The organism is Pseudalkalibacillus decolorationis (genome assembly GCF_024609785.1).
Classification (GTDB): domain Bacteria; phylum Bacillota; class Bacilli; order Bacillales; family Fictibacillaceae; genus Pseudalkalibacillus; species Pseudalkalibacillus decolorationis.
The window spans coordinates 82,435-108,175 of sequence record NZ_JANHJQ010000005.1 but is presented as its reverse complement, the minus strand read 5'-3'; the positions used below and the strand labels follow the sequence as shown (position 1 = coordinate 108,175).

General features: G+C 41.2%; 22 protein-coding genes and 2 pseudogenes. 20 read left to right on the top strand and 4 right to left on the bottom strand.

Annotated features, from left to right (window positions below; translation table 11 throughout):
• The first annotated feature begins 8 nt into the window (after positions 1–8).
• The 7 genes from NON16_RS06445 (at position 9) to NON16_RS06415 (ending at position 8,350) form a co-directional block, all read left to right on the top strand.
• A complete protein-coding gene (locus tag NON16_RS06445; RefSeq protein WP_257347890.1) occupies positions 9–983 on the top strand; it encodes a carbohydrate ABC transporter permease in 975 nt (324 codons plus the stop codon).
• Positions 980–2,563, top strand: a complete 1,584-nt coding sequence (gene nagZ, locus NON16_RS06440; RefSeq protein WP_257347889.1) for a beta-N-acetylhexosaminidase — start codon at positions 980–982, stop codon at positions 2,561–2,563. The genes NON16_RS06445 and nagZ (NON16_RS06440) overlap by 4 nt, the downstream gene beginning before the upstream one ends.
• A gap of 33 nt (positions 2,564–2,596) precedes the next feature.
• Positions 2,597–3,463, top strand: coding sequence for a MurR/RpiR family transcriptional regulator (locus tag NON16_RS06435; RefSeq protein WP_257347883.1), 867 nt, complete (start codon positions 2,597–2,599; stop codon positions 3,461–3,463).
• A 12-nt stretch (positions 3,464–3,475) separates the two neighbouring features.
• Entirely contained in the window at positions 3,476–4,651 is a 1,176-nt protein-coding gene (locus NON16_RS06430) for an anhydro-N-acetylmuramic acid kinase (RefSeq protein WP_257347882.1), read from the top strand.
• A gap of 36 nt (positions 4,652–4,687) precedes the next feature.
• Positions 4,688–6,433 (top strand): beta-N-acetylhexosaminidase, encoded by a 1,746-nt coding sequence (gene nagZ, locus NON16_RS06425; protein ID WP_257347881.1) that lies wholly within the window; start codon positions 4,688–4,690, stop codon positions 6,431–6,433.
• A 305-nt stretch (positions 6,434–6,738) separates the two neighbouring features.
• A complete protein-coding gene (locus NON16_RS06420; RefSeq protein ID WP_257347880.1) occupies positions 6,739–8,001 on the top strand; it encodes a Y-family DNA polymerase in 1,263 nt (420 codons plus the stop codon).
• A 16-nt stretch (positions 8,002–8,017) separates the two neighbouring features.
• Positions 8,018–8,350: a YolD-like family protein gene (locus NON16_RS06415; RefSeq protein ID WP_257347878.1), complete on the top strand. Its 333-nt coding sequence runs from the start codon at positions 8,018–8,020 to the stop codon at positions 8,348–8,350.
• A gap of 411 nt (positions 8,351–8,761) precedes the next feature.
• Here the strand turns inward: NON16_RS06415 and NON16_RS06410 are convergent.
• Positions 8,762–9,034, bottom strand: a pseudogene (locus NON16_RS06410) (DUF6241 domain-containing protein); the annotation flags it as partial.
• A 347-nt stretch (positions 9,035–9,381) separates the two neighbouring features.
• Here NON16_RS06410 and NON16_RS06405 point away from each other — a divergent pair.
• The 8 genes from NON16_RS06405 (at position 9,382) to NON16_RS06375 (ending at position 17,748) form a co-directional block, all read left to right on the top strand.
• Positions 9,382–9,747, top strand: a complete 366-nt coding sequence (locus NON16_RS06405) for a GntR family transcriptional regulator (RefSeq protein WP_257347877.1) — start codon at positions 9,382–9,384, stop codon at positions 9,745–9,747.
• 14 nt (positions 9,748–9,761) lie between these two features.
• A complete protein-coding gene (locus tag NON16_RS06400; protein ID WP_257347876.1) occupies positions 9,762–10,661 on the top strand; it encodes an ABC transporter ATP-binding protein in 900 nt (299 codons plus the stop codon).
• A complete protein-coding gene (locus tag NON16_RS06395) occupies positions 10,636–12,675 on the top strand; it encodes an ABC transporter permease (RefSeq protein WP_257347874.1) in 2,040 nt (679 codons plus the stop codon). The genes NON16_RS06400 and NON16_RS06395 overlap by 26 nt, the downstream gene beginning before the upstream one ends.
• Before the next feature lie 16 nt (positions 12,676–12,691).
• Complete coding sequence (locus tag NON16_RS06390) at positions 12,692–13,258, top strand: RNA polymerase sigma factor (protein ID WP_257347872.1); 567 nt, start codon at positions 12,692–12,694, stop codon at positions 13,256–13,258.
• A 400-nt stretch (positions 13,259–13,658) separates the two neighbouring features.
• Positions 13,659–13,772, top strand: a complete 114-nt coding sequence (locus tag NON16_RS25590; protein WP_372508754.1) for a putative holin-like toxin — start codon at positions 13,659–13,661, stop codon at positions 13,770–13,772.
• A 344-nt stretch (positions 13,773–14,116) separates the two neighbouring features.
• Positions 14,117–14,779: a TVP38/TMEM64 family protein gene (locus NON16_RS06385; protein WP_257347869.1), complete on the top strand. Its 663-nt coding sequence runs from the start codon at positions 14,117–14,119 to the stop codon at positions 14,777–14,779.
• 27 nt (positions 14,780–14,806) lie between these two features.
• Entirely contained in the window at positions 14,807–15,889 is a 1,083-nt protein-coding gene (locus NON16_RS06380; RefSeq protein WP_257347868.1) for an NAD(P)/FAD-dependent oxidoreductase, read from the top strand.
• A gap of 284 nt (positions 15,890–16,173) precedes the next feature.
• The gene (locus tag NON16_RS06375; RefSeq protein WP_257347867.1) at positions 16,174–17,748 is read left to right on the top strand and encodes a hypothetical protein; all 1,575 of its coding nucleotides are present in this window, start codon (positions 16,174–16,176) and stop codon (positions 17,746–17,748) included.
• Positions 17,749–17,954: 206 nt separating this feature from the next.
• Here NON16_RS06375 and NON16_RS06370 read toward each other — a convergent pair whose 3' ends face one another.
• A complete protein-coding gene (locus tag NON16_RS06370; RefSeq protein ID WP_257347864.1) occupies positions 17,955–18,839 on the bottom strand; it encodes a hydroxymethylglutaryl-CoA lyase in 885 nt (294 codons plus the stop codon).
• A 197-nt stretch (positions 18,840–19,036) separates the two neighbouring features.
• Between NON16_RS06370 and NON16_RS06365 the strand changes: the two genes are divergently transcribed.
• The 5 genes and pseudogenes from NON16_RS06365 to NON16_RS25585 all read left to right on the top strand — a co-directional run bounded on the left by NON16_RS06365 (position 19,037) and on the right by NON16_RS25585 (position 24,165).
• The gene (locus tag NON16_RS06365; protein WP_257347861.1) at positions 19,037–20,218 is read left to right on the top strand and encodes an acetyl-CoA C-acetyltransferase; all 1,182 of its coding nucleotides are present in this window, start codon (positions 19,037–19,039) and stop codon (positions 20,216–20,218) included.
• Positions 20,219–20,236: 18 nt separating this feature from the next.
• Complete coding sequence (locus NON16_RS06360) at positions 20,237–20,926, top strand: CoA transferase subunit A (RefSeq protein ID WP_257347857.1); 690 nt, start codon at positions 20,237–20,239, stop codon at positions 20,924–20,926.
• Between the two features lie 21 nt (positions 20,927–20,947).
• On the top strand, positions 20,948–21,613 hold the full coding sequence (locus NON16_RS06355; protein ID WP_257347855.1) for a CoA transferase subunit B: 666 nt from the start codon (positions 20,948–20,950) through the stop codon (positions 21,611–21,613).
• A gap of 28 nt (positions 21,614–21,641) precedes the next feature.
• Complete coding sequence (locus NON16_RS06350; protein ID WP_257348063.1) at positions 21,642–22,958, top strand: short-chain fatty acid transporter; 1,317 nt, start codon at positions 21,642–21,644, stop codon at positions 22,956–22,958.
• Positions 22,959–22,987: 29 nt separating this feature from the next.
• Positions 22,988–24,165 (top strand): annotated as a pseudogene (locus tag NON16_RS25585) (thiolase family protein).
• 109 nt (positions 24,166–24,274) lie between these two features.
• Here NON16_RS25585 and NON16_RS06340 read toward each other — a convergent pair.
• On the bottom strand, positions 24,275–25,180 hold the full coding sequence (locus NON16_RS06340) for an aldo/keto reductase (RefSeq protein ID WP_257348062.1): 906 nt from the start codon (positions 25,178–25,180) through the stop codon (positions 24,275–24,277).
• A 351-nt stretch (positions 25,181–25,531) separates the two neighbouring features.
• The gene (mciZ, locus tag NON16_RS06335) at positions 25,532–25,663 is read right to left on the bottom strand and encodes a Z-ring formation inhibitor MciZ (protein ID WP_257347851.1); all 132 of its coding nucleotides are present in this window, start codon (positions 25,661–25,663) and stop codon (positions 25,532–25,534) included.
• Between the last annotated feature and the right edge of the window lie 78 nt (positions 25,664–25,741).

The window sequence follows — 25,741 nt, the reverse complement described above, 5'->3', positions numbered from 1 at the left end:
TGAAAAAAGTGAACAGTAATGATGTTAATCAAAAAATAGGAAAGCTTTTGATCTATGTAACATTAATCTTTATGGCATTCGTATCTCTGTTACCCCTGTATTGGGTATTTTCAACTTCACTTCAACTACCAAGCTATCAAAATGAAACCATGGAGGAACCGATTAACTATGTAGAATCTGCCCCTCCAAAACTCTACCCAGTAGGCATTAAAGAATACATTCACCAGTGGCAGGAGCGAGAAGCAGCAGAAGATTCAGGGGATAAAGAAGATGCTGCCTACCATGACGAAAAGATGGACGAGGTCATCACAAAGACATTTGAAGGGTTCGTAGTCTTATTTGAACGAACAAAAATATTAAAATGGCTGTTTAATAGCTTGTATATCTCGATTCTTACAACCTTAGCGATTGTTCTGATTGATACGATGTCCGGATACGTCTTAGCAAAAAAGAATTTCCCTGGAAAAAAGATCATTTTTTGGGCGATTATCTCTACAATGATGATTCCAGAACAAGTCACACTTGTACCGACCTTTATGATGGTGCAAGAACTCCAGCTATTTAATACACATTGGGCATTGATTTTTCCGAGTCTCGCTTTAGCTTTTGGCGTTTTCTTAATGCGCCAGTTCTTACTAGCGATTCCGAATGAGCTGATTGAAGCAGCGAAAATAGACGGCGCTTCTGAATGGAAAATCTTTTGGACAATTATCGTTCCTTTGGCGAAACCAGCGATGGCTGTTCTTGGAATCTTTACGTTTGTTCTAATGTGGAATTCATTTCTATGGCCGATCATTGTCTTAAATGATGAGAACTTGCTGACACTTCCAGCCGGCTTGAAAACATTACAGGATGCGAATTTAGCAAGCTTTAAGCTGTTAATGACGGGAGCGACGGTAGCAGCGATCCCAATGATCGTTTTCTTCTTACTATTCCAAAGGTATTTTGTTAAAGGGTTATCAATGGGTGGGGTGAAACAATGATGACAGATTCATTACGGAAAAAGATTGGGCAATTAATGGTGTTTGGATTTAAAGCAGAATCTCCATCGAAGTTGTCGAAGGATATTCAAGAGTTAATTGATGGCCATCATGTAGGAGGGATTATTCTTTTTGGTCGCAACATTGGGACTCCTGATGAAATACAGGAACTGACAGCATCTCTTCAAACGTGTGCAAAGAAAGCGGGTCATGAACAGCCGTTATTTATTTGCATTGATCAAGAAAATGGCGTTGTGCGAAGACTTGGGGAGGGGACAACCGTCTTTCCAGGAGCAATGCTGCTTGGCGCTACCGGTGACCCGGAACTAGCCCGTAAAATTGGATATGCAACAGGAACAGAACTGCTTAAGCTCGGAATCAATTGGAACCTCTCTCCTGTTGTTGATGTAAATAACAATCCTACTAATCCGGTTATTGATGTCCGCTCATTTGGTGAAAATCCTAATAGTGTAGCGGAATTTGGGTCACAGCTTATAACGGGGATGAAGGAAGCAGGTATGATTACAACCCTGAAGCATTTCCCTGGACATGGGGATACGAATCTGGATTCTCATTTGGAGTTGCCCGTTATCTCGCACGATCTCACACGGCTCCATGAAATCGAACTCGTTCCTTTCAAAACAGGGATCGCAAACGGTGCAGACACGGTAATGACTGCCCATGTTTATTTCCCATCTATTGAGCCAGAGGTTGACCGACCGGCTACTATGTCGGAGGCGGTGATCACTGGATTGCTTCGGGAAGAGCTTGGATACGACGGAGTCATTACAACGGACTGTATGGAAATGAAAGCCATTGCTGACGGGATTGGTACAGCTCAAGGTGCGGTAGAAGCAATAAAGGCAGGTGTAGATCTAATCATGATTTCCCATCTTCCTGAACTACAATATGAGGCGATTGAACGTGTATACTCTGCTGTTCAGACCGGTGAATTGGATGAGGAAACGATTGATGCTGCCTACAAGAGAGTAAGCAATTTAAAAAAGAAGACATTAAACTGGCATCCTAACTCAACTACATTTTTACGCGATGCCTATTACGAGACCCTTGTACACGATGTGATGAAAAAAGGGATTACATTAGTTGAAAAAAAGGAAGGATTTTTACCCCTTTCAAATGCTGCATCTCACCAGGTACTTGTTGTCTATCCGGAAAATACGTATTTAACTCAGGTCGAGGATGAGCGGTTTTCCTCTCATGCCCTTGGTTCGGTCGTGCAAGAAATCCATCCTGAAGCAAAGGTATTAACGGTTTCCCAACACCCAACCCAAGAAGAAATTGATCACGTTATCCATGAAGCAGATAAGGCAGACACGATTATTGTTGGAACGTTAACAGCATCACGCTCGGAATCTCAGCAAAGACTTGTTGAAGCGTTACTTCACCTGAACATACCCGTTGCAGTAATCGCGATGAGAAGTCCTTATGATCTTGGCCATTTTCCAGAGGCAGCGGTAGCCATTGCAACCTATGAGTTTACAACACCGGCATTACGCATTGCGGTACAATGTTTGTATGGAAAAGTAAAAGTTGCCGGAAAGTTTCCCGTCACAATTCTATAAGATCTAGAGTAAAGAAAGAGAAGGTGAAAATCAATGACTTCTACAACAGGTGGAATCGTCATGATCAAGGAAATGTTAGAAAAGCTTCCACCATCGGAGAAAAAAATAGCTTCTTATATCCTTACTAACCCGCAAGCTTCAGTAACAGCGACGACAAATGAGCTGGCTCAGCAAAGTCAAACGAGCAGCGCAGCAGTTATTCGCCTCTGCAAATCACTGGGCTTAAAAGGCTTTCAAGATTTAAAGTTAAAGGTTGCAGGGGATTTGCAGAAGAATAAAACGGAAGGTTACCGGGATATTCAACCGAATGAAACACATGCATCGGTTTTAGAAAAAATGACAAACAACAGCATACAATCTTTAAAAGAAACGTCCGAAGTACTCAACCTTGAGGAATTATCAAGTGCTGTCCAAGCATTAATCGAAGCTGATACGATTCACTTCTTTGGTGTAGGTGCCTCGGGAATTATTGCACAGGATGCCCAACAAAAGTTCTTAAGGATCAACAAAAAAGCAATGGCCTTTCCAGATGTTCATATGGTTGCTACCTTAATCGGAAATGTACAACCAAATGATGTCGTTGTCGGTATCTCTTTTTCAGGGGAAACAATCGAAGTAGCCAATATTGTAGAGCTAGCAAATAAAAAAGGTGCGAAAACAATCAGTTTAACAAAGTACGGATCGTCTCGTATTTCTGACCGTTCGTTAATTAAGCTGTTTACATCGGCATCGAAAGAAGCGACGTTCCGTAGCGGCGCAACTTCATCTAGACTTGCTCAGTTACACGTTCTAGACATTTTATTTATGTGCGTTGCAACAAACCAGTATGATGAGTCCATTGAATATTTAGATGAAACTCGCAAAGCCATCGAATTTATTCAGCAGAAACAGCGAAAATAAGGAGGGCTAGTCATGCTTCGGATTATTTCCTCGATTTTGGAAAAGAAAAAAAAGGTTGCGGTTGGACTAATGTCTGGAACCTCGCTTGATGGAATCGATGCCGCCTTAGTTGAAATAGAAGGGGTTGACGATGAAACTCAGGTGCGACTCATTGAATTCGAATCTATTCCTTATCAAGCAGAGGATCGAAACCGAATCATTGAATTGTGTAACCCAGAAAACTCTACTGTTGAAAAGATCTGTCAGATGAATGTTGAGCTTGGTGAACATTTTGCAGAAGCTGCGTTGACCGTGATAGAAAAGGCCGGAATGAAACCCGGTCAAATTGATTTTATTAGCTCACACGGACAAACGATCTTTCATTGGCCAGAAAAAGAAGCAACCTTTCAAATCGGTGAACTAGCAGTTATCGCTGCACGGACTGGGATCGTAACTGTCGGAGACTTTCGACCTAATGATATGGCTCATGGAGGTCAAGGTGCTCCGCTCGTCCCATTTGTCGATTCACTGCTTTTTTCTGATGATCAACGAAACAGAGTCCTTATGAACATTGGTGGGATAAGTAATTTAACGATTGTACCAAAAAGAGGAGCACATGCTGTTGCCTGCACTGCATTTGATATCGGACCAGGAAATGTACTGATTGATGGCGTCGTTCGAACGGTAACCAAGGATCGTCAAAGTTTTGATATGGACGGATTGATTGCAGCAAAGGGTCAAGTCGATGGTAGGTTACTAGATGAACTTCTGCAAAACGATGCATTCTTAGCACGGTCACCACCGAAAAGTACTGGGCGAGAGCATTATAACGACGCACTTTTACAGAAAATCTTAACACGAGCAGATGAGTTAGATTTACCCTTTGATACTCTTGTTACAACAGTTACACACTACACGATCAAATCCATTGTCCGAAGCATTCACACGTTTGTTTCTCCAATAATCGATGTCGATGAGGTTATCGTTTCCGGTGGCGGTGTTCATAATCGTTCCATTATGGAAGGTTTACAGAATGAGCTTTCCTGTAATGTAATGAAATTAGATGATCTAACTTTTTCAAGTGACGCCAAGGAAGCGATTGCTTTTGTTGTTCTTGCCAATCAATTTCTTCATGGCAAATCGAATAACTTGCCTTCCGCAACCGGTGCAAACCGTGAAACAATAATGGGAAAACTCGTCTTACCGTGATCGATTGTTTGTCACAATGGAATAAAGGGGTGCTCCATGAGGTGGTCTAGGAATTTAATAATCGGTTTTTTGATCACGTGTTTGATTTTGGGTGTGGGTATTGTTGTTTCTTTGTTGAATGATAAGGAACCAGTAACAGTAACCTGGGATGACGTTCAAGAGAATGGGGCAAAGGTTGAAGCATTTGTTGAACGGATGACGATAAATGAAAAAGTCGGCCAATTGCTTATGCCAGCCATTCGTAAGGTGGATAACAAACCGGTAACGACCATGCAGCCGGAAATTAAAAAGATGATTGATGATTTTACCCCTGGTGGAATCATTTTATTTCGTGAGAATGTCGAGTCAAGACAGCAAGTAAAGCTTTTGAATTCCAAATTACAGGAACAGAGCAAGCTTCCATTGATGATATCGATTGATCAAGAAGGGGGTCTTGTGACGAGACTCCCCTATTTTCCGGATTTACAAGGAAACATGGCGCTTGGAGCAACTGGAAATAACAATCTAGCAAGTAAAACAGGTGAGATCCTTGGGGAAGAACTCCGGAATCTCGGCATTCATATTGATTTTGCTCCTTCCGTTGATATGAATATAAATCCGCTCAACCCTGTCATTGGTATCCGATCGTTTGGCGATGATCCAAAACAAGTTGGCGAGATGGGAACAGCATTCATGAAAGGATTAAATGAAGCTGGTGTTATCGCAGTAGCCAAGCATTTTCCGGGGCATGGCGGTGTCGATTCGGATTCCCATTATGTTTTGCCGGTTCATCCAAAATCGCTTGAAGAGTTGCGAAATTCAGAATTAAAGCCATTTCAGACGATGATTAATGAAGGTGTACAAGGGATCATGACTGCACATATTACGTTCCCGGAAATTGAAACGACTCAGCTGGACTCCCAAAAAGATGGCTTACCTGTTCATCTTCCCGCAACGTTATCCCCTCGAATGATCAATGATATTTTACGGGATGAGATGAACTATAAAGGTCTTGTATTTACAGATGCGATGAACATGAAGGCTATTTCTGAGCATTTTGGCTCAGGTGAAGCTGCAGTTCGTGCAATACTCGCCGGTGCTGATGTAATTGTGATGCCTGACCAGTTAAAGGTAGCTTATGATGCACTGCTTGAAGCGGTCAAATCAGAGCGGATTACGGAAGAACGCTTGAACGAGTCAGTTGTACGCATTTTAAAAGCAAAGCAGCAATTTGTTTCTGTTGAGACCGAGGATGGACAGAAAAGCACAACAATTGAAAAAGCGATTCAACTTGAAAAAACGGTTGCCGAACAATCTGTTACCCTGTTGAAAAATGAACAAGTTCTTCCGCTAGAAGAAGACTTCGAAGGTTCAATAGCCATCATTTCTTCTTCCAAAAAGCTTCTTGATTCTATGAAAAACGCTCTGTGGGAGCATCATTATCAGTTTGAACTCATTCATATTGATTCATTTAAAAATCAGAATGGAGAGCTCGTCGAAGAACAAACTCGGAAACTCAAACGATCCAATTTGACCATTTTTGTGACCGATTCTGCCACTATCGTTGGAGATAGTAAAAATGCCTGGGAGCTTATTAGTTTAAAGAAGGCGATGAACGATTCACAGCAAACGATTTTAGTCATGGCTCGGAATCCATATGATCTCACTGTCCTTCCTGAGATTGATGCGGCAATTGCACAATATTCAGCTGCAACAGCATCGTTTCAAGTTACCGCAGATGTGATTTTTGGTAAACAGGAGGCTTTGGGAACGTTGCCTGTTAAATTACCTTGGGATGAATAATTCCAACTTTTATTAGCCGAGATTTTACCTTGAACACAATTCGTTTCATTACGGAGAATTATTACATGAAATCGTATTTTGTTACTATACATACAGTTTAAGGAGGAAGGGCATGACAGGAGATGTCGATGCAAATCCTTGATCATAAAAAGCACCTCGGATTTTCCCCTTTAATTCTCTTCAACTCGGTCCTTTTTCCTAGTTAACATCGATCACGGTGAAAATTACCAGTGGAAAACGAACGTATATTCTCATATAATGAGACATAAGATATAGAACAAACGTTCCTTTCAGGAGTGACGAGGATGGAAATTGATTATTCAACCTTTGAAAAACGAACGATTCTTTGTATTGATATGAAAAGTTTTTTTGCGAGCTGTAGTGCGGTTGAAATGGGACTTGATCCACTTACCTGTTATCTTGTCGTCGTCGGAGACACCGACCGTCAAGGAAGTGTTGTACTCGCAGCTTCACCAATGATGAAAAAGGAATTTAAAATTCGAACAGGTAGCCGACTATTCGAGGTGCCCAATGACCCGCGCATCCATGTTGTTAACGCTGAAATGCGCCTTTATTTAAGACGATCGACGGATATTACCCGTTTGTTCAACCGTTATGTGCCCAAGGATTCTATCCACACGTACAGTGTCGATGAAAGCTTTCTACAGGTTGATGGAACAGAAAAACTATGGGGAGATGGATGGGAAGTTGCGCGCCGAATTAGGGAGGAAATCCTTGCAAAGTATGGTCTTACCTGTGCAATTGGTATCGGTCCAAACATGCTTCTTTCAAAAATTTGTCTCGATCTTGAAGCGAAAAAGGACGACATCAAGGAGTGGACCTACGACGACGTCGAGAAAAAGCTCTGGAAGGTATCGCCGCTCAGTAACATGTGGGGAATCGGACCGCGTCTGGAGAAAACCTTGAATCGGATGGGGATCATGTCTGTCGGCCAGCTCGCTAATTATCCTTTGAAGTTGCTTGAAAAAACGTTCGGTGTCATGGGGAATCAGCTCTATTATCATGCGAACGGTGTTGATTTGTCTGAGATTGGTGCCCCGATTATGCAGGGACAAATCAGCTATGGAAAAGGACAGATTTTACTCCGGGATTATAAGGATCGAAAAGAAATCCAGTACGTCATTCTCGAAATGTGCGAAGAGGTTGGACGCCGAGCCCGTAACGCACAAAAAGCTGGACGGACGATCAGCCTCGGTGTCGGATACAGTAAAGATGAAGCCAGTGGGGGATTTCATCGTTCCCGGACGATTCCGGAACCAACGAATATTACGATGGATCTTTACCGGGTCTGCCTTCAGCTGTTTGACGAATTTTATACCGGAGAAACCGTTCGAAAGCTCTCAATTACCCTTTCCAACGTTTGTGCCGATGAGGAAATGCAGCTGTCTCTGTTTGATATGGATCGCCCGAAAAAGCGGACGCTCGCCTATACGATGGATCAAATTCGCGAAAGGTATGGCGGGGATGCTCTCTTACGTGCGGTATCGTATACACCAGCGGGAACAGCTCGGCATCGCAGCCGTCTTGTCGGCGGACACAAAGCTTAGGGAAGGAGGGTGAATCATGGGTATCCGAGACCGCGGAAATATCAAATGGACGGCGATGATGCTCCCGGAGCATGTCAAACTTCTTCGTGATTGGAAGGAAGAAGACCGAATCCAGCAAAAGCCTGAACTCGATGAACAGAAGTTAGAAGAAATGAATGAAATTATTTATGAAGCCATGGCGTCGAACCGCCCCCTTTCATTCATCCACTTCGAAAATACCGAATATAAAATTCTCATTGGAAACATCCACTACGCCGATCCTGTCCAAAGTATATTGCGTATCGTCAGTGAGTTCGGCGACCGACACGACCTGAGGCTCCAAGACATACTCGATGTCCGATACCTATAAAAATAATTCTAACCGCGCTCTGAATAAGGAGGCGGTTTTTTAGCTTTAAAGATGTAGTTCAAAAAAGTGATGCGTGGAGTTAGGGATGAATCTGCCAGGATGAGATCGGATTTTTCAGGTTACGCTCGTATTTTTGAAGTTATGCCCGTATTTTTGAAGTTACGCTCGTATTCTTGAAGTTACGCCCGTATTTTTGAGGTTACGCTCGTATTTTTGAAGTTACGCCCGTATATTTGAAGTTACGCTCGTATTCTTAGAGTTAGGACTGTATTTTCGGAGTTAGACCTGTATTTTTCAGAATTAGATCATGAAGTGAAAAGAAATTCACTATATCAAGTGGTTCCGTCGCTATAGCGTTGTACCATAGATATAATTATTGTTAATTTGTGTACCAGGAAACACCTGGCATTTTTATTTTTTATCAACCGATTTGACAATCGAGGAGCTTAACACTTTTAAAAGGTATTGATTTTCTTCTTCAGCAGACAATAACCTATTCGCCGCCACATCTATGTCCGTTTCGAAATTCATGAAATTACGCATGTTGTTATGGGCATCAACAGCTTTAGAAAAATCTCCGTTATTCCAACGGTTCATAATATCTCGGTACAACTCCTCATGATCATATTCATTTTCATGTAATGCATTGAAGATAAAATTAATTCGATCTGGAGTGATTTCAAAGAACCCCCGCTTTTAATCCTCCTAATAATCAGTACTTTTAATTTACAGTATTTTTAAAGTGAATAAAAGGTTATGCAGGTAATAAATCCTGTGCAAATCTCCACCTTCGGATGACCAAATTCTGCCTCAAAACGTACTATATACACTTCGAGCTAATGAATTCATAGCTTTTTGCTTCCGGCCCGAGAAAATGCTCTTCGCCTTCATGCCAAAAATTTCAGTGGAAAATAAAAAAATTCTTCCATACGATAGAAAGTTCGTATATAATAACAACTGTATTAATAATAATAGTACAGTTAGTACGGTTCATACACTTAGTACAGCTCGAGAAAGTTGGGAGGGTGACTATGTTTGACCTCGATGTAAGAAGTAGGAAACCAATCTACGAACAACTGGTCGAAAAAATTAAAGAATTAATCATCAATGATCTACTGAAAAAAGATGAACAACTCCCTTCTGTAAGGGTGCTTGCTCAGCAATTGACGATCAACCCGAATACAATCCAAAAAGCATACAGGGAACTAGAGGTACAGGGATATATTTATTCCATTAAGGGCAAAGGAAATTTTGTGAGTGAAACGACAAGCACGATTCACTCTGAAAAGCGCGTAAAAATAGAAGACGAATTGACCAGACTCATTTCTGAAGCATTATACCTTGGTATGACAGGCGATGAGCTATGCGGAATAGTTAGAGAAATAGAACAACGTTAGGGGGAGGGGAAACGATGATTGAAGTACGGAATGTAAACAAAAACTTCGATGATATAAACGTGTTATCAGATGTATCTTTTACAGTTAATAAAGGATCTATCTATGGACTGCTCGGGTCAAATGGAGCAGGGAAAACAACGTTGCTGAAAAATGTAACAGGTATTTATAGAGAGGGGAAAGGTTCTGTTACTATTGATCAGCAGCCAGTGTTTGAAAATATCTCAATTAAAAGCAGAATGATTTTTCTACCAGATACACTTTACTTCTTTTCTCAATATACGGTGAAGCAAATGGCCAGTTACTATAAAAGCATTTATTCGAATTGGAATGAGGACCGTTTTCAAAAGCTTCATGAGGTTTTTGAGATTGATCTTAATAAAAAGATCCAAAAGTTCTCGAAAGGGATGCAAAGACAAGTAGCGTTCTGGTTAACGCTTTCAGTGATGCCGGAGATTTTGGTATTGGATGAACCGTTTGACGGACTTGATCCGGTCATACGTAAAAAGGTGAAAAATTTAATTTTACAAGATGTAGCAGAGAGAGAAATGACCGTTCTGATCTCTTCACACAATCTTAGAGAAATCGAGGACATTTGCGATCATATCGGAATCTTACATAAAGGGAAGCTCCTTTTGGAAAAAGATCTCGATGACCTCAAGTCAGACATTCATAAGGTTCAAGTCGCTTTTAAAGAAGGCATACCTGCAAAATTATTTGAGGATGTAAGGGTGTTGTACAAGGAAGAGCGTGGTAGTGTCCTGCTCTGTATCGTTCGTGGACAGTCATCAGAAATCACGTCCCAGTTCGAAAAATATCATCCGGTAATTTTCGATATGCTGCCGCTGACGCTAGAAGAAATCTTTATTTACGAAATGGGGGACGTTGGGTATGCAATCAAAAACATCCTTGTTTAATAAAGAAATCATGATCCAAAGCTTCCGTAACGTAGGTTGGGTTGGAATTATTTATTTAGTGGGGCTGCTATTTGCGCTTCCATTGCGGATCTTGATGGAATGGTCGAATTGGCAGGAAATGGGACATACTTATGAAGGATATCAGAACATATTCACGATTATGTTCCCGGTCCAACTCGTACTAATGTTTGCGGTGCCATTATTGCTTGCGATCTTTTTATTTCGTTTTTTACAAGTGAAAAGTGCTTCGGATTTTATGCATAGCTTACCAGTTACACGAGCAACTATTTTTAACCAGTATGTAAGTTTAGGTATTTGGTACTTAGTAATACCAATCTTGTTTACTGTAATAACGTTACTGTTAATGCAAGGTTTCATAGAGTTGGAAGACTTTTTTACGATTCGTGAAATTTTCTCCTGGGCAGGCATGACATTTGTCATAACCTTACTTGTTTTTCTAGCGGGTGTGTTCGTCGGGACTGTGACGGGACTTTCTGCAGTACAAGGAGTTTTGACCTTTATTCTGCTTTTGTTCCCTGCAGGAATAACCGCACTTGTTTTATACAATTTAGAATTGTTTCTATTTGGATTTTTACCCAACTTCTACCTTGAGTATAATATTTTAAAGTTATCGCCAGTTACAAATGTCGTCAATTTTGTTGACTATGGGCGTACCAGAGCCAACGATATATTTAGTCTGATTGAAATACTGATTTATCTTGCGATCGCTGTAATCTTTTATGGTTTAGGGATGTGGTTGTATAAGAGACGTAGCCTCGAAACCGTTTCGCAGGCAATTGTTTTCCGTCAGCTAAGGCCTTTATTCAAATATGGAGTGACCTTTTGTACGATGTTGCTTGGAGGTCTGTACTTCGGTGAGACTGAAAACAGCATCGGATGGGCGATATTCGGTTATGTTGTCGGCTCATTGATCGGTTATTTCGTCGCTGAGATGCTTCTGCAAAAAACGTGGCGTGTCTTTACCCATGTAAAAGGATTACTCATTTATTCAGTGGTCATGGTGTTTGTCGGATTACTCATCAATTTCGATATAACAGGTTACCAGCAGAGAGTACCTGAGCTTGATGAGATTGAACGCGTGTATTTTGCAGATAGCTCATTTGGATATATGGAAGAAGAAAACACAACGGATTACTATATGGTCGACGAACCGATGGATGAGCATAAACCATTTTTTAAGAAGCCAGAAACCATAAATGCGATTCAGGAGCTTCATCATAAAATCATTGAACATCAAGACATGCTAGAAGACCCGGCGCGCTCCGATCAAAGTGTATTTATCGCATATGAGTTGAAAAATGGCGGGAAAGTAGTACGCCAATACCAACTGTCTGATGTAAAACCATTTGAAGACGATTTAAAACAGATCTATGATTCCAAAGAATTTAAAGAAGCAGAGTATGAAGTATTACATGTAGTACCAGATGAGATCGATCAAATCACGATCTCACCGAGTGGACCTGTTGATAAACGAGCAGTGATTGCCGATCCAAAAGAAATTACCGATGCACTCGAGGCATTAAGGGAAGACATCAAGAATGACACGTATAGCCTCTCCGATAAATACGATGAAAATTTATCTGAGATTACGATATTGCTTGATGACGAACGCAGGTTACGGATTCATATGAAATTCAAACCATCCTATACAGAGTTTGAAAGTGTCCTGAAGGATCAAGGTAAGCTCGAAGAATCGCGAATCAGCGCTAAGGACATCGATTATGCAGTTATTGTGAAGCGGGAGGATATAGACGATGGAATAAGAAACGGCCCACCTCACAGGATAATGGAAAGTATGCTCAAAAATGAAAATGCGTTGAAAGTGACATCAGAAGAACAGATTCAAAGAGTGTGGGAAAGTTCCACCTATCGAAACCCTAGGGATGAGTATCTCGTAGGATTACAATTTAAGAACCAAAAATTCTATGAAGTAGAAGTGCGAAGCTTTAATTCAGAAGACCTTCCAGACTTCGTAAAACAACATTTTAAATAAAAGTGAGGTGGAAACCGTGTCAGCCGTCGTTCCAAGTATAAATTTAGACATTCCTGAAATTGATTTTGCATTCATATACGAAAAATTTTGTGATAAGGTTTATAGGGTTGCGGTAAGAATCACTCGTGATGCCCACCTTGCTGAAGACATCATGCAGGAAACGTTTCTGAAAGCCTTCAATAAAATCGATACGATCATGGACCTAGATAAAATGGGAGCCTGGTTATCGACCATCGCATCACGTACAGCGATTGATCTAATCAGAAAAGAGAAAAGATCGGGTATTATACCAGTTGAAGAAGTTATGTATGTCCAAGATGAAACGACTATGGAAAACTATTGTGATGTTGAAAAAGAAGCAGAGCAGCATTGGTTCGAGGAAGAGCTTCAACAAGAAATTAACCATCTGAAGCCTGACTTACAAGCCGTATTTCTACTAAAGTATAAAAATGGCTATAAAGAAGAGGAAATTGCCGAACGTCTGCATCTCCCAAAAGGAACAGTTAAATCACGCCTATATAGGGCAAGACAACAATTAAAAACTGGAATTAACAAGGCAAATGATGAAACGATAAGTGCGTAACGGGATATCCCCCATCAAGATTTTGATCTTGATGGGGTGTTTTATATCTATGTAACCAAGTTTTCTTTCTTAATGTGTTAGAAAGGGAAAGATTTATGACGCAAAAAGGACACTAGTGATACAGGGGGTACTATATCAAAAGTGTCCTTCCATTTATAACTTTTAAGGGGGTTGTGCTTACATTTTTCGGTATTATCGATTTCAATTTGGGGGTGTTTAATAAAAAATTATTTGAAATTTGTCGATAAAGTTACAATCCAGAAATGGAATGATCGTTCTGCCAGAAGAATATAATAAATGTCTCTTAGGTAGGATGTGGGAAAACATGGAATTGTGTTATAATTAAAACAGTACAATAGACGACACTTTAGGGTGGAAGGCATTCCCCGTTTCGGTATTTATGTCGAGACAGAAAGGGAGTGTTGTCATGACAGCGTATGAATCGATCAGTATCATGCTAACGTTTGGGCTGTTGATCATCACGTTGTTAGCGGTTCAGAACAAAAGGAAATAACCACCCTTAGCTTACCGGCTGAGTAGGGTGGTTATCCATCAGAATAGCCTTCCCCATTGAGGGAAATCTATTGTGCTATATTTGGGGAAGACCTGCAAGAGTGTCTTGTTCTTGCTCTAGGGTCTCCCCCTTTTTTAAAGTATATGTTGTCCTATTTGTAGAATACCATATTTTTACGAAACAGGCACGTTTGGATTTCTCTCACTGTTAGTATAGAAACGTAGAGCTTATAAGGTGAATGGAAATCTATATGTTTGAGTGATAAATGAAAAAGGGAATGAGCTCGACTACTGGGGTAAGTATAAAACATATGAATACACACAGTGAGAAAAAGAGGATAACCAATGAATAAGAAAAAGCTGATAAGAAATTTAATAATAACCGTAGTCTTATTGATTTTATTTCTTTGGTTAAATCATGCTTTCTTAAAGATTCCACCAGAGAAAATTCGCAATTGGGTCCTTTCGTTCGGATGGACTGCACCAGGAGTTTATTTATTAATTTTTACAATTAGACCGTTTGTTTTGTTTCCATCATCTTTGTTAGCCCTTGTCGGGGGTCTTGCATTTGGGTTTTGGTATGGTTTTGTGTTAACAATGGTTGGGACATGTCTAGGGGCGATTGTCTCGTTTTTAGCAATTCGAAAATTGGGTATTCAAGTAGGGAGGGTTCCTTCAAAACCGAAATATGATAAAATTCGGGAACAAATCGACAAAAGAGGTTTCTACATTTTACTTGTACTGCGCCTGCTTCCTTTTTTGCATTTTGAAATTGTCACATATTTAAGTGCCGTGTCCAATATACGATTTTCCCCCTATTTATGGGCGACATTCCTTGGTGTTGTACCGGGTGCGTTCATTTATTGCGGACTTGGAAGTAGTGCGTATTCAGGCGGAAATGAGATTATGATTTTATCGATTGTGCTTTTGGTTGCATTAACAACTTTGCCATTGCTATTTCGAAAACAACTTTCATCGATGTTCTCAATTAGGGTAGATAAGGGTTAGTCAAAGTAAGGGGCTGAAGGAGATTTTATGACGAATAAACTTGTACTTATTGGAGGTGGATTTGCCCACCTTTATTTCTTGAAGCGGTTAAAAGAAGGGGCAACGATGGACAGTGATGTTACGTTGCTCGTTCCAGATAATACGTATTTCAATCGCGATATGTTGCCGGGGCTAGTAGAAGGCTACTACGAATTGGATCAGGTGGGTGTTAACCTGGTTACGTTAGCGTCAGATGCAGGAGTAACAGTTGTTAAAGGGAAGCCACTATCGATCGATGCAAAACAAAAGAAAGTATTAACGGATGAAGGGGAGATATTATCATTTGATGTTATTTCCTTTGATATGGAATCAGCTTCGAAGGATCTATTATTCATAGAGGATACTAGTAGGATAATTTGTCCTGATCATTATAAGGAAATTCAAACTATAAGTGATCAGAAAGGGAAAACTGGACGGGTTGTTATTGTGGGTGGAGGCATAGCAGGAGTTGAATTAAGCTTTTCGATAAAAGCTTGGAAGACAAAGAATCAAGATAGTGGTGGGGTAATCATTATGAATCCTTCTTCACTACATAATATGAATCAAGCGAATCAATCTAGACTAAAACGAATGGTAGATAAAGCGGGTATTCATCGTGTTGAGGACGAAAAGGTGGAACGTGTGGAAGAAAACAAAATCATTACGCAATCTTCTAACCTTACCTTCGATTCATTGTGGTGGATGACAGATTCAAAGTCTCCTGACCTTTATAAGAGTTCGAAGCTTCCAACCGATGAAAAAGGGCATCTCCTCGTCGAAGATACCTTGCAGGTAAAACAGTTCCCGTTTATTTTCGGGGCAGGGGAAAGCGTTACAGTTCGAAACTTTCCCGAAATGACTCTGAACAAAGCAATACTTATGAAACAAGGTAATGTACTTTTTGATAATATAAAAGGCTTTATGCAAAATGGTGAAGGGTATCGTTTAACCCCGCCAAAGCGTCATTTATCGATGTTATCGATAGGGGACAAGAAACTTTTATTATGCTTTGGATCTAATTGCATAACCGGACATCTTCTATGGAGAATGAAGGACCATGCCGACCGAAAGTTTATGTCATCATTCAATTAATTATTAAATTAATTTTATAAGAACTTATTCCGCATCATCTCATTGGAAGTTTCCGCTTTTAAATTTACCGCGGATATTGAAAGAATAATAGAGCCAGACAACCCCAGATCGAAGGGGGGTGCCAGGATTATTCCAATTACAGAAGTTGATCGCAGAAAGCCCATTCGCTTTAGCAATGGGATGAATTCGATCTCTTTAAATATAAATTGTCTTCCAACTATTGTTAATATCCCCCTCTTGTAGTATGATGGATATAGAACATTTGTTCGCCAGGAGGGGTAAAAATGGCAAAAGAGAAATCTCCAAGCTTTGTTTTCACCCTTGAATTAAAACGGAACCCACGGTTATTTTCCATCCTTGAAAGGGAACTCGAAGTTGGCCGTGTCATCTATAATACGGTACTCGGAATGTATCTCAAGCGAGAACACCAATACAAACGTGAAAGAGCGTATAAACGATGCATACGTCAATTAAAAGGGATCCGTCATAAGCTTTGCTCGGATCAGCACAATCCTACGCTAAAAGAAGAACGAAAGAACGTATCCATTCAGTTGAACCAACTTCGCGAAAAGTACGAACTCACGGAATATGCTGCCCATCAATGGATCAAACCCATCCGACAACACGTTGGGAATCAAATCAATGCGGCGGTTGCCCAAAAAATGGCTTCCCGTGCGTGGCTCGCTTTTCGTCAGAAGCTATTCGGGAAAGCAACCAAGGTCCGATTCATTCGAAAAGGTGAGATGGTGAGCCTAGAAGGAAAAACGAACAAGACAGGCTGGCGATATGTCGATCGTCACCTCGTCTACCGGGAGCTATCCACGCCTTTACGCATCAAACCCAACGACGATTATGCCTTGACCATTCTGTCTCAACTTGAAAACAAAACCTCCTTCTCCTACACGAAAACGGAAAAAGGCAAATCGATCACGGTTCTCGAAAGGTATCGTGTGAAATACGTACGTCTAGTGAAAAGAGTGATCCGTGGAAACATCCGTTATTTTGCCGATCTCGTCATAGGTGGGTATCCACCGACAAAAACCAAAACACTCGGAAAGGGACCCGTGGGGTTAGATATTGGAACCTCAACCCTTGCCGTTTCCTCCATCACCCAGGCCGGCTTATGGAATTTAGCAGATCAGGTTCAACCCCTCTCTCGTGAGATTCGTCTGCTTCAACGCAGGATGGACCGATCCAAATGGTCATCCAACCCGGAAAACTATTACGAAAATGGAAGGATCAAGACAGGAAAGAAAACCTGGAGCTACTCTAAACGGTATCAAACTCTTCGGTCACGGTTACAAGAATGTTATCGAAAACAAAGGGTCGTTCGAAAACAGTCCCATAACCAGTTGTCCAATCGCTTAGTAAGCCTTGGTCATTGTTTCTACATCGAGACGATGCATTTTAAAGCCCTCCAAAAACGAAAAAAGGACACGGAAGTTTCGGAGAAGACCGGTAAACTGAAACGGAAGAAACGATTCGGAAAAAGTATCGGTCACCGGGCACCTGCCATGTTGGTCCAGATCGTCGAGCAAAAAGTCAAACGACTTGGGGGGATGTTCATCCATGTCCAAACCCAAACCTTCAAAGCCAGTCAATATTGCCATCAGCGTCGTACCTACATAAAAAAGCCATTAGCTCAACGTTGGCATCCGTTCGAAGATGGCTCCCGCGTTCAACGGGATTTGTATTCCGCCTTTCTTTTGATGAATTCTAATCAAGCTGGCACACGACCGGTTCAAAAACGATGCCAGGAAACCTATCCCCTCTTTAAACGAAACCATGATGAGGCCGTGGGTCAGATTCTGATACAAAACAAGATGATTTTGAATTCAGGGATTCTAGTCCATCCATAGTCAAGGATCAAATAAGCGGTGTGATCCCACCGAGCTCGTGAGAGCAGAAAGAAGTAGTCGCGATGGCAGCAGAGGTTGCTTGGACTGCGAACGTTCGGATAGAAGTGAGATTCAGTGTCTAAGTCCTTAAATGCTGAGCATCCTGTAAGGGGTGGACTGTGGCTGCCGGTTTAGAAGAAGGTCTTACGTATTCGAACCCCACGGCTTTAGTCGTGGGAGGATTCAGTACCGATTGGACGTGAAATGTGAGGGTTAATAATATCAACTGCCTCAGCAATCCCCGTTAACGAAATCCCTGTTCGAATCCCCATTTGTTCGAGCATAAATACAACATCCTCTGTCGCAACATTTCCGGTTGCTCCAGGGGAGAACGGACAGCCTCCGAGTCCGCCACTAGAACTATCGAATCTAGTAATGCCGGCTTGTAAACAGGCATAAATATTTGCGAGGGCCATACCACGCGTATCGTGAAAATGTCCGGTTAGCAGCACTTTATCTCCGAGATTATTATGTAAACGATCAAACAATTCATAGCTTTCAAGTGGATTTGCCATGCCAACTGTATCAGCTACGCTTAGTTCATCAACTCCAAATTCGACAAATTGAGAACATAATGCTACCGTATCGACCGGATCAATTTTTCCTTCGTATGGACAGTAAAAGGAAGTGGAAATGCAAGCTCGGACAAAATAACCCTTTTCCTTCAATTCCTTAATTATCGGTTGTAATTCGTTCATGCTCTCTTCCGTTGTTTTATTAATGTTCTTTTTGTTAAAGGATGAACTTACACCTACGAACACAGCAACATGTTTTACATCCGTATCGTAGATCCGATCGATCCCTTTCCGGTTCGGTGCAAGAACAAAATTTCGGTCGCTATCAAGACCCGCCTCAATGACGTCTTTAGCATCACTCATTTGCGGAACCCATTTAGGAGATACAAAGGACGTTAACTCCATTTCTTTTATACCGGCATTTTTCAACGCTTTTATAAAGGCAACTTTGGCTTCAGTAGGAACTTGATTTTTTTCGTTTTGTAATCCGTCTCTCGGTCCAACTTCAATAATCGTCACTTCTTCAGGTATGTTCATTCTAACCTCCATTTGTAAAAGAAAATGTAAGCGCTTCAAATAACGTTATCTTTTATTGTATCGTGTTAAAATTAAGTGAAGCAAGTATTTTCTCTCTTTTGAAGAAAAATTGGCTGATAAGAAGGAGAATTCAGAATAAGTGAGAAGTAGACAAGGTAGGACATAGAACTACATATTTCAAGGAGGCATAGAAAGAGATGGAGAGAGAAGCTGTAATAGTTAGCGCTGTCCGAACCCCTATTGGTGGTTTTGGCGGAAGTTTAAAGGCGATATCTGCACCAAAACTAGGTGGAATCGTGATAAAAGAGGTGCTTGAACGAGCTGGAGTAAAAGAGGTTGATGAAGTGATCATGGGGAATGTGCTTCAGGCTGGGCTCGGTCAAAACCCAGCTCGTCAAGCTGCGATGGAAGCGGGCTTGCCTGAATCGGTTTCCTCAATGACTATAAATAAAGTTTGTGGATCTGGACTTAAGACCGTCCATCTTGCTGCACAATCAATCATGCTTGGGGATGCAGATGTTGTTATTGCAGGAGGCATGGAGAACATGAGTCAAGCTCCTTATCTTTTACAGGGAGCTCGAGATGGGTATAAGATGGGTGATCAAAAAGTTGTCGATTCGATGGTTCATGACGGACTCTGGTGTGCATTTAATGACTATCACATGGGAGTAACCGCGGAAAATTTATGTGAAGCTCATGGATTGTCACGCGAAGAACTCGATGAATTTTCATCATGGAGTCAGGAAAAGGCATCTGCGGCAATTGAATCGGGAAAGTTTAAAGACGAAATTGTTCCAGTGACGATTCCACAGCGCAAAGGGGATCCTGTCGTATTTGATACGGATGAATATCCGAAGAAAGGAACAACGGCGGATAAGTTATCCAAGTTAAGACCAGCGTTTAAAAAGGATGGTATGGTGACGGCTGGAAACGCATCTGGGATAAATGATGGAGCAGCTGCAGTACTGGTCATGAGTCGAAAGAAAGCAGAGGAATTAGGATTAAAGCCGCTAGCCGTGATTCGTGCGAATGCGTCTGCTGGAGTGGATCCAAGTATCATGGGAATCGGCCCGGTACCAGCGACGAAAAAGGCACTCGAGAAAATAGATTTGACATTAGATAATATCGATTTAATCGAAGCAAACGAAGCGTTTGCTGCACAATCAATTGCAGTAGGCAAAGAATTAGAATTTAACCGTGATCGATTGAATGTAAATGGTGGTGCAATTGCACTTGGGCATCCAATTGGTGCGAGCGGTACACGAATATTCGTTACTCTTATTCATGAACTTAAGCGTAGAAATGGCCGATATGGTCTAGCTACATTATGTATCGGTGGCGGCCAGGGTGTTGCAACAATTATCGAAAATGAATCGTAAAAAGGAGCTGAATCAATAATGAAACCGGTAGAAACCTCATTTTTGGAAGCAATAAAAAATATACATGATGGAGCAACAATTATGGTTGGGGGATTCGGTTTAGTAGGAATCCCGGAAAATTTAATTTTGGCATTAGTTGAAAGTGGTGTCAAAGACTTGACTGTTATTTCTAATAACTGTGGTGTTGATGAATGGGGTCTGGGTCTTCTATTGAAAAATAAGCAAATCAAGAAGATGATCGGCTCCTATGTTGGAGAAAACAAAGAATTCGAACGTCAAGTTCTATCCGGGGAATTAGAAGTTGAGCTTACTCCACAAGGAACGCTTGCTGAGCGTATTCGTGCGGGTGGTGCAGGAATTCCAGCTTTTTATACACCTGCTGGAGTTGGAACACCGCTCGCAGAAGGGCGGGAGATTCGAAATTTTAATGGTAAGGATTACATGCTTGAAAGAGGAATGACGGCGGATTTCAGCCTCGTTCGTGCAATGAAAGCTGATAAGATGGGGAATCTCATTTACAACAAGACCGCACGGAACTTTAGTCCGATGATTGCTGCTGCAGGTAAGGTAACGATCGCCGAAGTTGAAGAACTTTATGAAATTGGCGAGTTGGATCCAGATTTCATTCATACACCTAGTATTTATGTGCAAAAGTTAATCGTTGGTAAACAACAGAAAAAAATTGAACGCTTAACCGTTACGAAATAAACGTCAGGGGAGGAAAATACGATGACTAAAGAAGATAAGGCACAAGTACGGGAACGAATCGCACGTAGAGCTGAGAAGGAAATTGAAGATGGATTTTACGTCAATCTTGGAATCGGAATGCCAACACTCGTCGCAAACTACATTTCCGATAACAAACAGGTTGTACTCCAATCTGAAAATGGCTTATTAGGAATTGGCAGGTATCCAACAGAGAGTGAAGTCGATCCTGATTTAATCAATGCAGGAAAAGAAACAGTAACCGCTATGAAAGGGGCAGCCTATTTTGATAGCTCTGAATCGTTTGCAATGATTCGGGGCGGACATATCGATATCGCGATTCTTGGCGGTATGGAAGTTTCGGAAGAGGGCGACCTTGCAAACTGGATGATTCCTGGAAAGATGATTAAAGGAATGGGTGGTGCGATGGATCTTGTACATGGTGCTAAACGGATTATCGTCATTATGGATCATGTCAACAAAAATGGTGAACCCAAAATTCTGAATAGCTGTTCTCTTCCATTAACGGGTAGTGGGGTCGTTGATCGAATTATTACCGATCGTGCAGTGATTGATGTAACAGAAAAAGGATTAAAGCTTGTAGAGGTAGCAGAAGGTTTCACGGCGGATGACATTCAAAATGTAACTGAACCAAAGCTCATCATTGATGAAGATGTAAACGTATTTTGATCGTTAGTTGAAAGGAGAAATATGAATGATTAAAGGGTTGACATCGGTTTCAAATAGGGTTATGCAACGCTATCTTCCGGATCCTTTTTTGTTCGTAGTCATACTGACACTTGTTGTCTTTCTTATGGGGCTAATTATTACTGGCAGTACCCCTGTTGAAATGGTTGGTTTTTGGGGCGATGGATTTTGGAGTTTGCTAACCTTTTCGATGCAAATGGTGTTAATCCTAGTAACGGGGTATGTTCTTGCAAGCAGTCCTTTGTTTAAAAAAGGGCTGCGGGCGCTTGCCTCTTTCGTGTCAACACCTGGGCAAGCCATTGTTGTTGTTACCCTTGTCTCTCTTGCTGCTAGTCTAATCAACTGGGGATTTGGCCTCGTAATTGGCGCCTTATTTGCTAAGGAGCTTGCAAGACAGATTGAAAAAGTGGATTATCGCCTTCTGATTGCGAGCGCCTATAGTGGGTTTATGGTATGGCACGGGGGTTTATCGGGCTCGATCCCGTTAACAATCGCAACACCTGAGCACTTTACGAGTGATATCATCGGTATTATCCCGACGTCAGCAACTATTTTTGCCCCTTTTAACCTATTTATTGTCGCTTGTTTATTCGTCTTTATCCCGATTGTAAACCGATTGATGATGAATCAGAAAGAAAATCAGTACTACATTGATCGATCAGTTCTCGATGAACAAGAAGTAGAAGCAGCGACTGTAGAAGCAGCTACGCCTGCAGAGCGTCTTGAAAATAGCTGGATTGTTTCAATGATTATCGGATTACTTGGACTCTTCTTTATTCTTTATTACTTTGTGAATAACGGTTTTAGTTTGAATTTAAACATCGTAAATTTCATATTCTTATTTTTAGGTATTCTTTTGCACGGTACTCCGAGAAGGTTTATAAATAGCGTAGGAGATGCAGTAAAGGGTGCGGGTGGGATCATTATACAGTTTCCCTTTTATGCAGGAATTATGGGGATGATGGTTGCGTCGGGGCTCGCAGAGGAAATGTCTGTTTGGTTTGTGAACATTTCTAATGAAGTAACTTTTCCGTTCTTTACCTTTATAAGTGCAGGGATTGTTAATTTCTTTGTACCATCTGGCGGTGGCCAATGGGCAGTTCAAGCACCAATTATGTTGCTAGCTGGTGAAGAACTTGGTGTTTCGCCTGCAAAAACAGCAATGGCTGTAGCATGGGGAGATGCTTGGACAAACATGATCCAACCATTCTGGGCACTTCCAGCCTTAGCGATTGCTGGATTATCTGCAAAGGATATTATGGGATTTTGTTTGATCTCAATGCTTGTAGGAGGCATTTTCATTTCGATTGGGCTTGTCTTTATTTGATTGTTAAGTCTTTATAAGGAGGCTAGAGGATGGAACCCGTTTATTTACTTGATGGAGCAAGGACTGCTTTTACTTCATTTGGTCAATCTTTTGCCGGAGTTTCTTCGACTGAACTTGGAGTTGCTACTGCCAAAGAAGCATTGAAACGAGCAAATGTATCACCCGACCATATAGATCAAGTTGTATATGGAAACGTTATACACAGTAGTAAGAACGCTCCATACGTTGCAAGACATGTCGCAACTCAAGCAGGGGTACCAATTACAACATCTGCAATGCTTGTCAATCGGTTGTGTGGTTCCGGGTTGCAATCTGTTATATCTGCTGCACAATCTATCCAGCTTGGTGAAGGGGATACTGCATTAGTTGGTGGAGTTGAAAACATGTCAATGAGTCCGGTGTTTCGTTCACGAACCGGTTCGAGCCTCCGAAACTTGGGAATGTAGAGTTTGAAGATATGCTTCTCTTAACGCTTCGCGACGAGGCGATTGGGGATGGAATGGGAATAACTGCAGAAAATCTTGCTCAACAATACCATATTACTCGGGAAGAACAGGATTCATATTCCGTATTAAGTCACCAGAGAGCGGCAAGGGCAATCGAGAGTGGTCGGTTTCAAAGGGAAATAGTGCCGTTTGAGGTTAAACATAGAAAAGAATCGAAATTAATTACCCGTGATGAACATGTACGTGCTACAACGTCTCAAGAAAAATTAGCAGGCTTAAAGCCAACCTTCAAAAGGGACGGATCGGTTACAGCAGGAAATTCAAGCGGAATAAATGATGGAGCGGCTTCACTTATTATTGCTAACCAATCCTATGTTTCTAAGACTAAAACGAAACCACTAGCAAAGATTCATTCTTGGGCCGTATGTGGTGTTGATCCTTCGATTATGGGGATAGGTCCAGTTCCTGCGATACAGATCGCTCTTCAACGAGCTGGATTATCAATTGGAGAGATTGATTTGTTTGAGGTAAACGAAGCGTTTGCAGCACAATATCTAGCTGTCGAGAAAGAATTAAAACTCGACCGTGAGAAAACAAACGTTAACGGTGGTGCGATAGCGCTTGGACATCCCGTTGGAGCAAGTGGTGCAAGACTACTACTTTCTCTAGCATATGAGCTAAGAGAAAGGGATTTAAGATACGGAATCGCTAGTCTTTGTATAGGTGGTGGACAGGGGATTGCGATGGTAATCGAACAATAAAACGAACAATCAAATTATGGAGGCTACTCTTAAAGAGTGAGTCTTCTTTTTATTTACCGGGATATTCGGTATACTGTTATTAACCATAGGGATTGAGCGTAATTGAGGCTCAATCCCTATGGTTTTTATATTGGCTGTTTTTTGTCCATTCTTGAAGCAAATGGATTTCATCGTTTGATAGAGATATGGTTGACGCCGCGGCATTGCTGGTTACCTGAGCCATTTTACTTGAACCAGGAATAGTTGAAGCGACTGTAGGGTGGTGTAACGGGTAACGGATGGCGATGTGGGATAATGAACGACCATTTGCTAGATCTTTCATTTTCAACACGATCTCTTTTATTTCCATATGAGAGTAATCAAGAAACCCTTTATCGGGACTAGAAGCGAAGATTCTTTCTGATAAGTTTCCTTTAGCCAGTGGACCTCTTGCAATTACAGAAACGCCATTTTCTCGTATAAGATTCAACCATTCTTCTGGTCGACGATCCAATAAACTATACTGCATCATGATACTGACGATATTAGATCTTGAGAGGTATTCTTTAATGACATTAGGCCGAATTGAGGATATCCCGTATTCTCGGATAAGGCCTTCCTTTTTTAAATCTTCGAATGCATCAACAATCTCTTCAATCGGATCATCGATTGTCCCTCCATGAAGTTGATAGAGATCGATATAATCCGTTTTCAGACGAAGGAGTGAGTTTTTTACTGCATGTTTAATATAGTTACGTGACGGGTCCCATTCCCATCCATCTTTATCAGGGCTCCAGCGATTTCCTACTTTAGTAGCTAACACACACTGATCTCTTTTTCCTTTTAAAGCTTTCCCAACCAATTCTTCATTCTTTCCAAATTCATAAAGGTCTGCTGTGTCAACGAACGTAGTTCCTTTCTCCAAAGCACGATGAATGATATTGATCGATGTTTGTTCGTCTTCACCGAGTGACATACATCCTAATCCGATTTCTGAAACATAAAGATTCGATGATCCAAGTTGGTTTTCTTTCAACATGAACACCTCCAATATAGGTACAATACCACGAAATGATGTAAGAAGAAACGTGGTGTAAAAGAAAAAGACTGACTCGATTAGAGCCAATCTCTATCATTTCACGTTAAGAAAGTATAAAAATACTTTCTATAGAGGATGTTCAAAAAGTCCGGTAAAAATAGCTGTCGAATTTCTTCGTTGTTCGATCTCTCCGGTTCTCACGTATTAATAGCATACGTTCTGGTCCTCGAGATTTTCACGCCTCGAACTTCTCGGCTCTTTTTGTCCTCCTTTTGAACACGCACCTATAGTATAAGGGCAACTACGGCTCTGACCCCGCCTAAAGGCTCCATAATCGCCGAGTTTTCTTTATCGTTTTTGCTGTCCGTCGATCCAATCTTGAACAGTTCGGTATTCGTCTTGATACTTTTTAAGCATATATTTAATTTGCCAGGCTTTCCCGACTAGGGTAATGCGATTTGGTTGAAGATAGATTTTCATGAAATTGACCTCCTTCATCTTTAGAACAGTTAGAATTAGGTTAAGCTTGTATGGTAGACTTTATGTAATTATTAGTAG